The sequence below is a fragment of the Flintibacter muris genome, assembly GCF_943192995.1.
Lineage (GTDB): Bacteria > Bacillota > Clostridia > Oscillospirales > Oscillospiraceae > Lawsonibacter > Lawsonibacter muris.
Genome location: NZ_CALPCP010000011.1, coordinates 85640 through 99337, shown reverse-complemented (window position 1 = coordinate 99337; position 13698 = coordinate 85640). Strand labels below are relative to the sequence as shown.

The window sequence follows — 13698 nt, the reverse complement described above, 5'->3', positions numbered from 1 at the left end:
TCATCAGCGGCGGGGATTATCTTACCACATCAGTTTCGCTTTGTCAAGCACTTCTTTAGATTTTTTTGAATCTTTTTTCGTGCCATACTTAGCCTGACCGGTGGTTCGTTGCTGCCGCAACGGTTTCATATCTTAACACACTTACCAGCCTTTGTCAAGAACTTTTTTCGACTTTTTTCAAAATCTTTTGTTCTCTCGCCCGGCTGACCGCTTCAGATACGTTGTCCTCGCGGACAGCTTCGACATAATACCACTCCGTCCATCCTTTGTCAATAGTTTTTTTCAAATTTTTTTAATTTTTTCTAAAAAACCCTATTTTTGCCTGCTCTGTCCCGGAATCCGCCTCAAAAGTCCGCCATTAGCGGACAAACTCCTGTATAATTTCCTCTTGCACAAAGACAGCGCTTGTGCTAACCTTTTACTATATGAGTAAGGAGGGATACTATGCCCATCAAAATTCCCGACTCCCTGCCCGCCAGGGCGACCTTAGAGGGTGAAAACATCTTTGTTATGACCGAGTATCGGGCCATTCATCAGGATATGCGCCCGCTTAATCTGCTCATTTTGAATCTGATGCCCACTAAAATTGTCACCGAGACCCAGCTGCTGCGCAAGCTGTCCAATTCCCCTCTTCAGGTCCAGGTGGAATTGCTCCAGATGTCCAGTCACACTTCTCAGAATACAGATGCCAGTCATCTGTCCTCCTTTTATACCACATTCGATCAAATTATGGACCGGAAATTTGATGGCATGATTATCACCGGTGCCCCGGTGGAAAACTACGATTTCACTGATGTGGACTACTGGCCGGAGCTGTGCAGAATTATGGACTGGACCAGCACCCATGTTCACTCCACCCTCCATGTGTGCTGGGGGGCTCAGGCGGGGCTGTTCCACCACTACGGTATCCCCAAGTACTCCCTGGACAAAAAGCTCTTTGGCGTCTTTCCCCATACCGCGCTGAAAACGCAGTCCCCTCTGTTCCGGGGGTTTGATGATGTGTTTTATGTCCCTCACTCCCGGCACACAGAGAACCATGAGGAGGATATACGCAGGATTTCGGAGCTGGAAATGCTGGCTGTGTCAGAGGAGGCCGGAGTTTTCGCCGTCAAGAGCGAGGACAACCGCCGCTTTTTCATTACCGGACACCCGGAGTATGATCCGGACACCCTGTCCCGGGAGTACTACCGGGATGTGGAAAAGGGACTGCCCATTGATGTGCCTAAGCATTACTTCCCCAACGACGATCCCAGCCGCCCCCCTGTCGTCCAGTGGCGCTCCGCCGGACAGCTGTTTTACACAAATTGGCTCAATTATTACGTCTATCAGACGACGCCTTACGATATTACACAGATTTAAACAAGGGCAGTCTTACTCTTTTTTCCTTCCAAACAGCTCAATTAACCCGATTACGATTAAGAACGCGCCAAAGCATTTTTTCAGCAATCCCACCTCAATGGCGGTGGCCGCCCAGGCGGACAGGGCGGCACAGATCAGTCCTGCACCTATGGCGGGGAGGAGGACCGGCTTTTCAATATAGCCGTTTTTCATGTGGGCGGGCAGGGCCATCAGCCCGGCGGGGAGAAAGTAGAGCAGATTGATCCCCTGGGCCAGGCGCTGGTCCACCCCGGCAAAGGCTGTCATATAGACCAGCAGCAGCGTCCCGCCTCCCACGCCGAACCCGGACAACACCCCTGTGGCTCCGCCTACAATCAGCGGCAATATCCAATTTTTCACAAAAAGCTCCTCACCCCTCCATAGATCAGCAACAGGCCGAAGGCCCGCTTGAGCCAGGGCATCTTAGTCCCTTTGAACCACTTTCCCCCGGCCCAGCCCCCTGCGGTGCCGCCAATTAGATAGGGCAGGGCGGTTATCAAGTCCAGCCCGCCCCGAAACAGGTAAATGACCACTGACAGGGCGCACAGGGGCAGAATTACCGCCACCGAGGTGGCGAAGGCCCGCCGCTGGTCCAGCTTGCAGTATCTGGTAAGCAGAGGGACAAACACCGACCCGCCCCCGCCGCCGAACAGACCGTTGGCAATACCGGCCAGCCCCCCGGCTATGGCGTATTTCCATTTTGAGCGCAAAAAACCGCCCCCTTCCAGGTTAGTGTGCCTGAAAGGGGGCATTTTATGTGTCTTCTCTTTTGAAAAGGCGGAAAGAAAACAAAGTTTTTCGCAAACGCTTCTTGTTAAGCAGCTGCAAGGGGAATTATGAAAAGAGCTCCTTTGCTTTCGTTGCCATCCGTGTTCCATAGACCACAAAGTTTTCTGCAAATTCATGAATGTTCAGCGTAATGTCAATCCCCACCGGGCCAAGGTGAATCACCGGTTTACCAAAGGACGCTCCGCCTGAGTAAGTAAGCGCCCCCATTACCATGCAGTGGTCCAGCATTTCACGGATACCAAGCTCTCCGCCGCCGTGAACATACTGAGCGGTGGTATATGCTCCCGCAAGCTTCCCGGCCAGTTCAAGCTTTCCTCCCTCTGCCAGCAGGTAGTTCATCATCTGCCCGGTAATATGCGCCGCATAAATGGGGGAGCCGAACACCACACACTTCGCTTCCTTCACAAATTCCACGTCTACGTCCTCAATAGGAAACCCTTTGGCCTCAACGCCTTCCACACAGTTCATGCCCTTTACTATCTGCTCTCCCATATTTTTGGTGTTGCCTGTGACCGAGTGATAAATAACTGCCATTTTCATAATCGTTTTGCACTCTTTCTTTTCATTGCATTGCGAGAAAAGCAGTTTATTCCGCCAGCTTATCCAGCAGGGCGGCCAGCTCCTCCAGCTTGGGGCCGGGGTCGCCGGAGGCCACCGCCTCCCGGACACAGCAGTCCATGTGGGCCCGGAGGACCATGCGGTTGGCTTTTTTCAGGATGGACTGGGCGGCCATGATCTGGCTGGAGATGTCCAGGCAGTAGCGGTCCTCCTCCACCATTTTCAAAATACCGTCAATCTGGCCCCGGGCGGTTTTCAGCAGGCGGTTGACCTGGACGGGATCGGCCTTCACTGGACGGACACCACCTCATACCCCGCCTCGGTTACGGCGTCGGTGAGCGCCTGGTTATCCACATCCTTGCTGAGGGTCAGGGAGGCAGACTTGCCCTCCAGGCTCATCTCCACGGCGGTTACGCCGTCAATGGCGGCCAGGGCCTTTTCCACCCGGCCGGTGCAGTGGGTACACATCATGCCCTCAATTTTCATGGTCTTGTTCATGGTTTTGTTTCCTCCTTGATTTGTTTTATCCTGTATCTCCAGGGGGCAGGAGCCCTTGCAGGCTTGCTCCGCTGGAGCTTCAGACCGGTATTTGCTCTTGAAAAAGCGCAGGCGCAGGGCGTTGGTTACCACCGTCACAGAGCTGAGACTCATGGCGGCGGCGGCAAACATGGGGTTGAGCTGCCAGTTCAGGGCGGCGTAGAATACGCCGGCGGCCAGAGGGATACCCAGGGAGTTGTAAAAGAAGGCCCAGAACAGGTTCTGCTTGATGTTCCGGATGGTGGCCCGAGACAGCTCCACAGCGGCGGCCACATCCAGCAGGTCAGATTTCATCAGCACAATGTCGGCCGACTCAATGGCCACATCGGTGCCCGCTCCGATCGCCAGGCCCACGTCGGCCCTAGCCAGGGCGGGGGCGTCGTTGATGCCGTCCCCCACCATGGCCACCTTCTTGCTCTCCCCCTGAAGGGAGGCGATCTTCCGCTCCTTGTCCTGGGGCAGGACTTCGGCCATGACCTGGGTTACTCCCAGCTCTCTGCCGATTGCCTCGGCGGTGCGATTATTGTCGCCGGTAAGCATGACCACCTCCAGCCCCAGCTCCTTGAAGGCGGCCACGGCGTCTCTGCTGGAGGGCTTGGGCGTGTCGGCCACGGCGATAACGCCCAGTATTTTTTTCTCTGTCTCATCCCCGAAGTAGAGGGGCGTCTTGCCCTGAGCAGCCAGCGCGTCGGCCTGCCGGGCCAGAGGACCGGGATCAATGCCCGCCTCCTCCATCATGGCCCGGTTGCCGCCAATATAGATGTGCTTGCCCAACTCAGCCCGGACACCCCGTCCGTGGACAGCGGTGAAGTTTCCCACAGAGGTGATGGGGATATTCCGCCGTTCGGCTTCCTCCACAATGGCGGCGGCCAAAGGATGCTCTGAGGGACCCTCCAGGCAGAAAGCCGTACAGAGCAGGCCGTCTTCAGGCAAGCCGGGGGCGGGCAGGATGTCGGTGACCACCGGCTTGCCCTGGGTGAGGGTGCCTGTTTTGTCCAGCACCACGGTATTCACGGTGTGGAGCAGCTCCAGGGCCTCGGCGGATTTGATCAAAATGCCGTTTTCCGCCCCTTTGCCGGTGCCCACCATGATGGCCACGGGGGTAGCCAGTCCCAGGGCGCAGGGACAGGAAATCACCAATACGGCTACCCCGGCGGTGAGGGCCTGGGTGACGGTGTGGCCGGTGACCAGCCAGGCCAGAGCGGCGACAAGGGCAATGCCCATCACCACTGGGACAAACACTCCGGCCACCTTGTCAGCCAGCTTGGCAATGGGGGCTTTCGATGCCGAGGCCTCCTCCACCAGGCGGATCATCTGGGCCAGGGTGGTGTCCTCCCCCACCCGGCTGGCCTCAAAGATAAAGGAGCCCGACTTGTTGATGGATGCGGCGGCCACCTTGTCCCCCGGACCCTTGTCCACGGGAAGGGACTCGCCGGTGAGGGCGGACTCGTCCACGGCGGATACCCCCTCTGAAATGACCCCGTCCACCGGGATGGACTGTCCCGGCCGGACAACCACCCGGTCCCCCACCTGGACCTCCTCCACGGGAATCTCCACTTCGGCACCGTCCCGGAGCACATGGGCTGTCTTGGGGGCCAGGTCCATCAGCCGGGTGATGGCCTCAGAGGTCTTGCCCTTGGAACGGGTCTCCAGAAACTTGCCCAGCGTAATCAGGGCGAGGATCATGCCGGCGGATTCGAAATACAGGTCCATATGGTACTTTGCCACCAGATCCATGTCGCCGTGACCCAGGCCGAAGCCCATCTGGTAGATGGCAAAAACGCCGTAAACAACGGCGGCGGCGGAACCCACCGCAATCAGGCTGTCCATATTGGGAGCCCGATTCCAAAGGGTTTTGAATCCCACCTTATAATACTTATCGTTGATATACATAATGGGCAGGGTGAGCAGCAGCTGGGTCAACCCAAAGGCCACCGCGTTCTCATGGCCCAGCAGAAAGGCGGGCAGCGGCGCACCCATCATGTGTCCCATGGAGATATAAAACAGCGGGATGAGGAACACAAAGGACCAGATCAGCCGCCTTTTCATGGCGGCCAGCTCTTGGCCCACCACGTCCTCCTGGGGCGCGGCCTGGACCTTCGCTCCCGCCTTTTGTGGCAGGGCCGCCCCGTATCCGGACTGTATTACCGCGGCGATAATATCCTCCGGGGATAGGACCGCCTCGTCATATTCCGCCGTCATAGAGTTGGTCATCAGGCTGACATCGGCGGCCCGGATGCCCTCCAGCTTGCGCACCGCCTTCTCCACATGGGCGGAGCAGGCGGAACAGGTCATGCCTGTAATATTGAACTTTTGTTTTGCCATTTGATTCACCTGACTTTCAAGGTTAGCTTTACCACCCCCCCGGGGTGGGGTGTTTCTATCATAACCTTGCCGTCCGACTTTGTCAAGTGGCAGTTTAAACTTTTTTCCTTAATTTATTCCCGACGGCCACCGCTTGCGCACCTTTTCCTCCACCCAGTAAGCGGTGTAGGGCCGGTCCAGCTGATAGCCCAGTCTTTGGGCTAGAGACACAGAGCGGCTGTCGTGGGCGTCCCAGCCGGGATAAATTCCTCCTTTCAGGCACTCCAGGATCAGCTTCGCCCCGCAGGCGGAGGCCAGTCCCATACGGCGGTAATCCGGGCGTGTGTCGATCTCAATCTCAATAGCCCCGGCGCAGACGGCGTAGGACGCCGCCCCCGCCACCGGCAGGCCGCCGCCCGCTGTGACCACAAAACCCAGTCCCTGTTCCAGAAACTCCTCTGCACGTTCAAAGCAGCCGCACAGGTCCCGGGCCCACTCTTTCTCCATCAGTGTAAAGTAGATCTCCTTATCGATAGGTCTAATCGAAAATCCCTGGGGCACAGAGGTTATAAAGGTAAATAACCTGCGTCGGTCAAAATTCTCCGGCGCGTGCTGGGTGGCATATCGGGTAAAGGGAAGGGCCCTCTCCCCCAGAATGGCCTTGATCTGTTCCGACCAGCCCCCACCGCAGGGGACCAGAATGGGGGCGGCTGTCTGGGCCACCAGTTCAGGCACCGGCCTGCCCGCCAGAAAGCAAAAGTCGCCGATTGAGGCCAGGGCACTGTCTTCGCCCCAGCGGGTCAGCTTCCCCATACGCCCCTGGAGGCAGGCCTGCACCATGGGGGACTCCCAGCCCGCAAAAAGCTCCGCAATTTTGTCTGTCATTGCAATCTCTCCTCTCCATACAGCAAAGCGGTGTGAGAGCCAAGCCTCACACCGCTTTTGGTTGCTGGAACGATCCGACTGTGTTACGCCCACACGTCAAAACCGTACTGGGCGGGCGCGGGCACATCGGACAGCATTTCGATCATATCCTGCGCCTGAGTTTCCATATCTCTCATAGCCATTTTCATCAGGCCAAAGGTATAATTGGTCTGAAACTGGGCAGCGCTGAGACCATCCATATGTAACCCTCCCTTCCAAGTAAATTTGGTGTCGCTCCGTTTAGAATATCGGCAAAAACTTCCGCCTTCTTAAGTGTAGAATCAAGGTTTCCCTTTGTATCAGCGTATGGTGCTCACGCTGTTGGTGTTGGGGTCCAGCACATACACATGATCGCCTTCCACGCTGAACAGGTACACTCCCGCAATGCTGCCCGGGTTACTGCTTTCATACACATTGAACCGGCGGCAATCCATGCCGTCTACCTTCACAAAGCCGTCCACGGGGAAAATAGTGTATTGATCCATAGAGTCTCCGGACAGGCCCAGGTGGGCGGGGGACATGCCCCGCAGCTGTTCCATCTGCATACTCACGCTGGAGGGCTCCTGGGTCTTGTCGGGCTCTGTCTCCTTCTTCGGGAAGGAAATCTTGCCCTCCGCCGTGGATACCCGTACGGCCAGGTTGGCGCTGGACTGGGACCAGCCAATCACCAGCTGGAAGACGCGGCTGGTCTCCGCCTCCTCCCCTTCGGCCACTGCCGCATTACGCGCCAGAATCAAAACTCCCTCGGCGTCCTGAAGCTCCGGACGCTCCTCCTGGACTACATAGCTCTCATCAGTGATGTAAAAGCCCTGCTCACTGCCCATCATAACGTCCAGATAGCGGTTCATGATGTCGGCAAAGCTGTTCAGCTCGTAAATATAGGTGAACCGGTCATCCACCCCGCCGGAGCTGTCACCCTTCGACTTTCCGGGACTGCGCAGGGCAATCAGCGCTCCGTCGCCCTCCTCCAGGATGGTATCAAGAGACGGGACGCTGTCCGCCCCCACCACATAGGTCTCCACCCCTTTTTTGGGAATGGGCTCCTCTATCTGCTCCTCAGGTGTAAGCTCCTTGTGCAGCAGGTCAATCCCGAAGTGGGGCAGCACAAAAAACACCGCCGCCGCCGCAATGGCGGCCACCAGTACCAGAGCAACGGGAATCAGAAGCAGCTTTTTCTTGCCGCCCTTCTTCTTGCCAGTATTTTCTCCGTTTTCAACATTTGCGGCTTTCACTTTTTTCGCTTTTTTCAAGACAGATCACTCCATTATGTTTCCAAATACCGGATGATTACTTCATCCTGGGGACGCAGCTCCTGGGTGAACGCGCATTCCTCCCCGTTTACTTGCAGCTCCACACCCCGGTCCAGATGCTCAAAATCAATACCGGAGTGCTCTAAAAGGTCCATCACAAAATAGGGCACTCCCTCCGGTTTGCCGGGCAGAATCAGCGTTTTTCCATTGAGCGCCACTTGCAGCACACCGTTTAACCGGGGCCGCTTCACGGGGGCCGGCTCAGGCTCCTTTTCCCCAGGGCGGGAGGGCGGGGCGGCGGGACGCTCTTGGACCTCCTCACGGACAAGCTCCGGTTTGGGGGCCGCCGCCTTGGGAGGGACCGCCCTTGGGGGCCCCACTTTTGGAGGCTCCGCTCTGGGAACCTTTGTTCTGGCCGGTTCTACTTTTGGAGTCTCCACCCTGGGAGGCGCTGTCTTCGGGGGCTCAGTCACAGCGGCCCGCTGTCCGGAATGGACACCGTGGGCAGAGGTGACAATCTGATCCCCGGTATTCAGCAGCGTGCCCAGATCAGCCAGCCTGCCGTTGAGGGTCACACCGCCAGTAAAGTCGGCCCCGAGCAGATCCTTCAACGTGCGCTTTGCGGGAGAGCCGGACACCGCCGGAGTAAACTCAATGCTGTCCCCCGCATAGACAACCGCTGAGGGGGCGGCCTCCGCCCCATTCAGCTTCAACACACAGGGGACCGCCGGTTCACCTCGGAAGAACATCCGCTGTCCATCCACTGTAATATTTAAATTTTTGCCCGTCCGGCCCAACAGGTCCGCAGAGTTGTAGCCGTTCATCATCAGCAGCTCCAGCACAGTCAGCGCGCCGCTGCGGAACAGCTTGGCGGGCTTGCCGTTGAGCATAATGCGGTAGCTGTCACTAATCAGTCCCAAGCCGGCAGACACCGCAATGCCAAGGGGGGTAGCCAGCTCCGGGTCGTTCAGGTCATAGTCATCAGAAAAGGCGGTAATATCATAATTGTTTCCCGCCAAAGCGACCCGGTTTTCATCCATCTCCAGTGCCTCGGCCACCATCTCCAGGATTCCATCCAGCTTGCTGCCCCCTCCCGCTAAAAAGAGGGCAGACGGGGCTCCGCCGTTGAGGGCGGTCACCCGCTGGGCAATCTCTTGGGCCAAGGCATAGGCAGGCTGCTGTACCGTCTCCCGCACCACCGCACCGGAAACAGTCTGCTCCAGGCCCAGCACGTCCCGGTAGGTGATGGTCTCCTCGTCCAGCTGGGTCTTCATCCGCTCCGCTGTGGCAAAGGGGATCAGGAAGCGGCGCATCAGCTCCTCGGTAATCTCGTCACCGGCAATGGTAGCCATGGTGTAGCCTACCACGGCACCGTCCCGGCACACTGCAATGTCCGAAGTGCCCGCACCGATATCGGTCAGCACCAGATTAAGCAGGCGCAGATCGGCTGGGATGGCCGCATTGAGGGCGGCAATAGGCTCCAGGGTCAGGCTGGCCACCTCCAGGCCGGAGGCCTCCATCACGGAATAGAGGCTCTCCACAACCTCCCGGGGGAGAAAGGTGGCCACCACCGTGGCCTCTAATATCTGGCCGGTGTGGTTGCGCAGGGTGGACATGGGGTAATGGTCCAGGTGGTACCCGGCAACGGTGTAGCCCACCAGATAAAAGCGCCGCTCCCCCTCCTGAACCTGACCCAGCATGGCCTCGGCCTCTGACACCGCGCCGCTCTCCAGCCTGCTGATCATATCGTTGGTAATGCGGGTGACTTCTGGAAATTCCATAGTATAGCTGCCCTGTTCAGTGCGCAGGGCGCGGCCAGCCGCCGCCACGCACACCCGCTCCAGGGAACAGTCCAGTTTTTTCTCCAGGCGGTCCGTCACCCGTCGGGCCACCTTGGCCACCTGGGCGATGTCCTCAATCTGGCCGTCCAGCATGGCCCGTTTGCCGTGTTCTTCCTTTTCAATGGCCAGCACTTGTAAGCGCTCGTCAACCACCCGGCCAACGATGCCGATGATGCTGCGGGTCCCGATGTCCAGCGCAAAAATCAAACCGCTGTCCTGGGGCTTTTTTTTCATCATCCGCGTGTACCTCCCATGGTCCTTGATTGCGAATATGGCGCCCCGATGGTCGGGGCGCCATATCCTTTACAGTACGCGCTCAGGGCGCCTGCTTAATACTTAACGCTGGAAAAAGGATTGGAACCGCCGCCGGAATAGCCATCATCATCACTGCTGTCCCAGCCGGAGGAGGCGGGGGCAGCGCTGTAGGAGGGCTGAGGCTTGGAACTGCTATAACCGAAATCCTGACGCAGCTTGAAGCGGGACAGCAGCTCCTTCATCAGCGTGGCCTGGCTGGACAGCTCCTCGCTGGCGGCCGCGGACTCCTCACTGGTGGCGGAGTTGGTCTGGACCACAGCGGAGATCTGGTCAATGCCTTCGGTAACCTGCATAATGGCCTGAGTCTGGCTCTCCACGGCCTCCACCACAACTTCCATCATGCCCACAACTCCGCTGGCCAGCTCGTTGGTCTGCTCCAGAGAGGTGGTAACCTTGCTCACGGCCTCGGTGCCCTCACGGACGGCGGACATGGAGCCGTCGATCAGGTCCTTGGTGGCCTTGGCGGCCTCGTCGGATCTGGTGGCCAGATTGCGCACCTCGTCAGCCACCACGGCGAAGCCCTTGCCGGCGGAGCCCGCGCGGGCGGCCTCAACGGCAGCGTTCAGGGCCAGGATGTTGGTCTGGAAGGCGATATTCTCAATGGTGGCGATAATCTTGCCAATCTCCTGAGAGGAGCTGGAGATGTTATCCATAGCCACATTCAGCTGCTTGACATACTCCACGCTGGTGGTAATCTGGTTGCCGGCCTCACGGACGGACTGGCCCGCCTGCTCGGCGGATTCGGCGGTCTTCTTGGCGTTCTCGGAGATATCGGCGATGGTGGCGGACAGCTCCTGAACGGCACTGGCCTGCTCGGTGGCGCCCTGGGCCAGAGCCTGGGCGCTGTTGGACACCTGGTCGGAGCCGGCGGCCACCTGGTCGGAGCTCTGGCTGATCTGAGTCAGGTCGTCGCTCATGCTGCGGTTGATCTCACGCACGGAGGACAGAATCTGGCTCAGAGCGCCCACATAAATGGCCTCGTCCTTTGTACGTACGTTGAAATTGCCAGCGGCCATCTCGGCCAGCAGATGGCAGGTATCGCTGATACACTCGCCCAGAACATGCTGGCTGGTACGCAGCGCGTCACACATCTCGCCCAGCTCGTTCTTGCCTGTGTAGTCCACCTGAACACCCAGATTGCCCTGGCTGAAACCGACCAGCGCACTGCGCACCTGGTTGCTGGGCTCCACAATGCTGCGGATGATCTTGGTAGCCATCATCAGTACAACCAGTGTAGCAACGATCATCACAGCGATGATAACAGCCAGACCAATATTAGAGGTTAAGTTCTGCTTGTCAATAATATCTTCCTGCTTTGCCTGAAGATCCTCTGCCAGCACCGTACCAGCGGTGGCGGCGGCGTCCAGCGCAGGAGTACACTCGTTGACAATCATCTCCGCCGCACGGTTGCGGTCGGTCTTGACAACCTCGGCAATCTTCTCCGCCTCGCCGGACCAGGCATCCAGGGTATTGACAAAAGCGTTGAGCAGGCTTCGGTCGCTCAACTCCGCAGGATAGGTCTCTTTCATCTCGGCAATTTCACTGTCAAGCTCTTTCAACTTGCTGGTAACAGCGGCAAGTCCATCCTGATTGCCGGAGAGGGCTACATCCCGCAGATTGCGGGCTGCGATATTGTAGTTGATCCGGCAGTCGGAAACCAGCTGGTTGGTCTTTACATAGTGGTCAAGGATATCCTGATAGGCATTCTTCTGCAAGTTCATCATAACCAGCGCGGTGATGATGATGATAACGGAAACCGAAATTGTTGTGCCAAAGCCTACGATCAGGCTTTTCCTGATGGACATGTTCTTAAAGTTCATGCTGTATTCCTCCCAATTTCTTCCCGCGCGCGCGGCGTGAGCATCTTGACTTGTATTATACACCACTTTCCCTTGAGACGCAAGAAAAAGTCAAGATTTTTGCTTTTTTTCCTCTACTTCCCTGTTTTGGCAGAAAATCAAAACTAACCTTCCATTTTCCCACAAATTTTCAAACAATATCGCCGTATTTCCCGTGCTGGACGTCTCCGGCCAATTTTCCGTCCACCAGCGTGATTACCCTGCGGCGCATAATGTTGACATACTGGCTGGCATGGGTCGCCATGATGATGGTGGTGCCTCGGCTGTTCAGCTCGTTGAGCAGGTGCATGATGTCCCAGATGGTGTCATCATCCAGGTTGGCGGTAAGCTCATCCAGCAGCAGCAGCGGCGGACTGCTGAGCAGCGCCCTGGCCAGCTCCACCCGGCGCACCTCACCAATGGACAACTGGGCGGGGAAGCAATCCCCCACATTGGGCAGGCCCACAAGGCCCAGGGCCTTCTCCGCCGCCGCTTTGCTCTTGCGCTGCATCCCGCTGGCCCGGCCGGCCACCATCAGATTTTCCATAATGGTCCGCTTGCGGATCAGCAGCGTCTGCTGGCTGACAATGCCGAAGGTACGGGTCAGCCGCACCTTCCAGGGGCCAAAAAACCGGGAGATATTGACGTTGTCCACATACACGGCGCCCTCTTCCGGGGCGATCTCCCCCCCGATCAGCTTCAGCATAGTGCTCTTTCCCGCCCCACTGCTGCCGATCAGAAAGACAAATTCCCCCTGCTGCACAGTGAAATCCAGTTCACGCACCGCGTAATGCTTGCGCTTATCCTCAGTTTTATATATTTTTGATACTTTTTCCATGCGTATTTCTGGCATTTCTCCTACGGCTCCTTGCTTTCATGATGGTGCGCCATAAATTTATAGTTCAAAAAAATCGCTTCTTGTAGTATAATCGTTTTTGAAGCAGTTGAAAAGAACTATTTTTAAATGTGGAGGGCGACTGTGAAAAATTATGAGCGACCGGGAAAGTGGAAACGATATATCTTCCCTGTTCTTCTGCTGGCCGTGGTCTGCATTGGATCTGTGGAGCTTCTAGTCTGCGCCTGGCGGGCGCCTGACGTATACAGCGCCATCACCGCCCCCGTTCGGGAGGCCGCCCGGCGGGCGGGGGAGCTGGGCGAGGCGGCCTGGGACCGCCTGGGCCAGCGCTTCGACTCCGCCGTGGCCGAAGGCGTCTATCAGGTTCAGGTCGGCCTGCGCCGCCTGGACGACTACCTCACCCGGGAGCCTGAGTCAGACCCGGAACCCGGCCCGGAGCTTGACGGCGAGGTTCAGCTGGTGGACAGCGAGGAGGTGGAGCCGCCCCCCAGGGCGCAGGCCGACTATTCTGTAACCGCGCTGGCCATACGGGGGGGCAAGCAGTACCTCACTGGCGGAAGCCGGGAGCTGGTCTACTATGACCAGACTGCCAGCACCTGGGCGGATGAGCCCTACGGTTCCGACACCATTGGCCGCTACGGCTGCGGGCCAACGGCCATGGCCATGGTGGTCTCCACCCTCACTGAAACCTCTGTTGACCCGGCCCGGATGGCCCAGCACTGCGTGGACCAGGGCTACTGGGCCCGGAAGCGGGGCTCCTACTGGTCCATCGTCCCCGGGGTAGCTGAGGATTTCGGTTTGACCTGCACCTCGCTCCCCCCTGAGGAGACGGACTCTGACACCATTATCCAATGCCTTGCCACCGGCCAGCTGCTGGTGGCCCTGGTGGGACCGGGCCACTTTACCAATGGCGGACATTTTATAGTTCTGCGGGGCGTCACCTTGGATGGCAGCATCCTGGTGGGCGACCCGGCCAGCTCCGAGCGCAGTCTGACCGCCTGGGACCTTGAGCTGATTTTGGAGGAGCTGTCCTCCACCCGAAACAGCGGCGGTCCTCTCTGGGCAATCTCCCCCAGCTTTCTGCCATAACGCCTCATAAAGAAATCCCC

At 57.9% G+C, this 13698-nt stretch carries 13 protein-coding genes; 2 read left to right on the top strand and 11 right to left on the bottom strand.

Going from position 1 to position 13698, the window contains the following annotated elements; translation table 11 throughout:
• The first annotated feature begins 444 nt into the window (after positions 1 to 444).
• Complete coding sequence (gene metA / locus NFS22_RS11025; RefSeq protein WP_251317816.1) at positions 445 to 1359, top strand: homoserine O-acetyltransferase MetA; 915 nt, start codon at positions 445 to 447, stop codon at positions 1357 to 1359.
• 12 nt (positions 1360 to 1371) lie between these two features.
• Here metA and NFS22_RS11020 read toward each other — a convergent pair whose 3' ends face one another.
• From NFS22_RS11020 to NFS22_RS10970, 11 genes are all read right to left on the bottom strand, one after another.
• Positions 1372 to 1737 (bottom strand): sulfite exporter TauE/SafE family protein, encoded by a 366-nt coding sequence (locus NFS22_RS11020; protein WP_251317815.1) that lies wholly within the window; start codon positions 1735 to 1737, stop codon positions 1372 to 1374.
• Positions 1734 to 2087: a TSUP family transporter gene (locus NFS22_RS11015; protein ID WP_251317814.1), complete on the bottom strand. Its 354-nt coding sequence runs from the start codon at positions 2085 to 2087 to the stop codon at positions 1734 to 1736. The genes NFS22_RS11020 and NFS22_RS11015 overlap by 4 nt, the downstream gene beginning before the upstream one ends.
• 124 nt (positions 2088 to 2211) lie before the next feature.
• The gene (locus NFS22_RS11010) at positions 2212 to 2706 is read right to left on the bottom strand and encodes a flavodoxin family protein (protein WP_251317813.1); all 495 of its coding nucleotides are present in this window, start codon (positions 2704 to 2706) and stop codon (positions 2212 to 2214) included.
• Between the two features lie 46 nt (positions 2707 to 2752).
• Complete coding sequence (locus NFS22_RS11005) at positions 2753 to 3016, bottom strand: metal-sensing transcriptional repressor (protein ID WP_251317812.1); 264 nt, start codon at positions 3014 to 3016, stop codon at positions 2753 to 2755.
• Positions 3013 to 5586: a heavy metal translocating P-type ATPase gene (locus NFS22_RS11000; protein WP_251317811.1), complete on the bottom strand. Its 2574-nt coding sequence runs from the start codon at positions 5584 to 5586 to the stop codon at positions 3013 to 3015. Before NFS22_RS11000 ends, NFS22_RS11005 begins: the two co-directional genes overlap by 4 nt.
• Before the next feature lie 108 nt (positions 5587 to 5694).
• The gene (locus tag NFS22_RS10995) at positions 5695 to 6450 is read right to left on the bottom strand and encodes a GNAT family N-acetyltransferase (protein ID WP_251317810.1); all 756 of its coding nucleotides are present in this window, start codon (positions 6448 to 6450) and stop codon (positions 5695 to 5697) included.
• A gap of 83 nt (positions 6451 to 6533) precedes the next feature.
• Entirely contained in the window at positions 6534 to 6689 is a 156-nt protein-coding gene (locus tag NFS22_RS10990; RefSeq protein WP_251317809.1) for a putative motility protein, read from the bottom strand.
• A 99-nt stretch (positions 6690 to 6788) separates the two neighbouring features.
• On the bottom strand, positions 6789 to 7739 hold the full coding sequence (locus tag NFS22_RS10985) for a hypothetical protein (protein ID WP_251317808.1): 951 nt from the start codon (positions 7737 to 7739) through the stop codon (positions 6789 to 6791).
• A gap of 14 nt (positions 7740 to 7753) precedes the next feature.
• Positions 7754 to 9817, bottom strand: a complete 2064-nt coding sequence (locus NFS22_RS10980; protein ID WP_251317807.1) for a cell division protein FtsA — start codon at positions 9815 to 9817, stop codon at positions 7754 to 7756.
• 92 nt (positions 9818 to 9909) lie between these two features.
• Positions 9910 to 11715 carry a methyl-accepting chemotaxis protein gene (locus tag NFS22_RS10975; protein WP_251317806.1) on the bottom strand — a complete coding sequence of 602 codons (1806 nt, stop codon included), beginning with the start codon at positions 11713 to 11715 and terminating at the stop codon, positions 9910 to 9912.
• A 169-nt stretch (positions 11716 to 11884) separates the two neighbouring features.
• Complete coding sequence (locus NFS22_RS10970; RefSeq protein ID WP_251317805.1) at positions 11885 to 12586, bottom strand: cell division ATP-binding protein FtsE; 702 nt, start codon at positions 12584 to 12586, stop codon at positions 11885 to 11887.
• 126 nt (positions 12587 to 12712) lie between these two features.
• On the opposite strand from NFS22_RS10970, the gene NFS22_RS10965 reads away from it, so the two are divergent.
• Entirely contained in the window at positions 12713 to 13678 is a 966-nt protein-coding gene (locus NFS22_RS10965; RefSeq protein ID WP_251317804.1) for a C39 family peptidase, read from the top strand.
• Positions 13679 to 13698: the final 20 nt, after the last annotated feature.

What these genes read in the sequence shown, in the direction of transcription:
- NFS22_RS10980 (WP_251317807.1), bottom strand. Translation starts at nt 9,817, where the DNA reads ATGATGAAAAAAAAGCCCCAGGACAGCGGTTTGATTTTTGCGCTGGAC.
- NFS22_RS10995 (WP_251317810.1), bottom strand. Translation starts at nt 6,450, where the DNA reads ATGACAGACAAAATTGCGGAGCTTTTTGCGGGCTGGGAGTCCCCCATG.
- NFS22_RS11010 (WP_251317813.1), bottom strand. Translation starts at nt 2,706, where the DNA reads ATGAAAATGGCAGTTATTTATCACTCGGTCACAGGCAACACCAAAAAT.
- NFS22_RS11000 (WP_251317811.1), bottom strand. Translation starts at nt 5,586, where the DNA reads ATGGCAAAACAAAAGTTCAATATTACAGGCATGACCTGTTCCGCCTGC.
- metA (WP_251317816.1), top strand. Translation starts at nt 445, where the DNA reads ATGCCCATCAAAATTCCCGACTCCCTGCCCGCCAGGGCGACCTTAGAG.
- NFS22_RS10975 (WP_251317806.1), bottom strand. Translation starts at nt 11,715, where the DNA reads ATGAACTTTAAGAACATGTCCATCAGGAAAAGCCTGATCGTAGGCTTT.
- NFS22_RS10970 (WP_251317805.1), bottom strand. Translation starts at nt 12,586, where the DNA reads ATGCCAGAAATACGCATGGAAAAAGTATCAAAAATATATAAAACTGAG.
- NFS22_RS10990 (WP_251317809.1), bottom strand. Translation starts at nt 6,689, where the DNA reads ATGGATGGTCTCAGCGCTGCCCAGTTTCAGACCAATTATACCTTTGGC.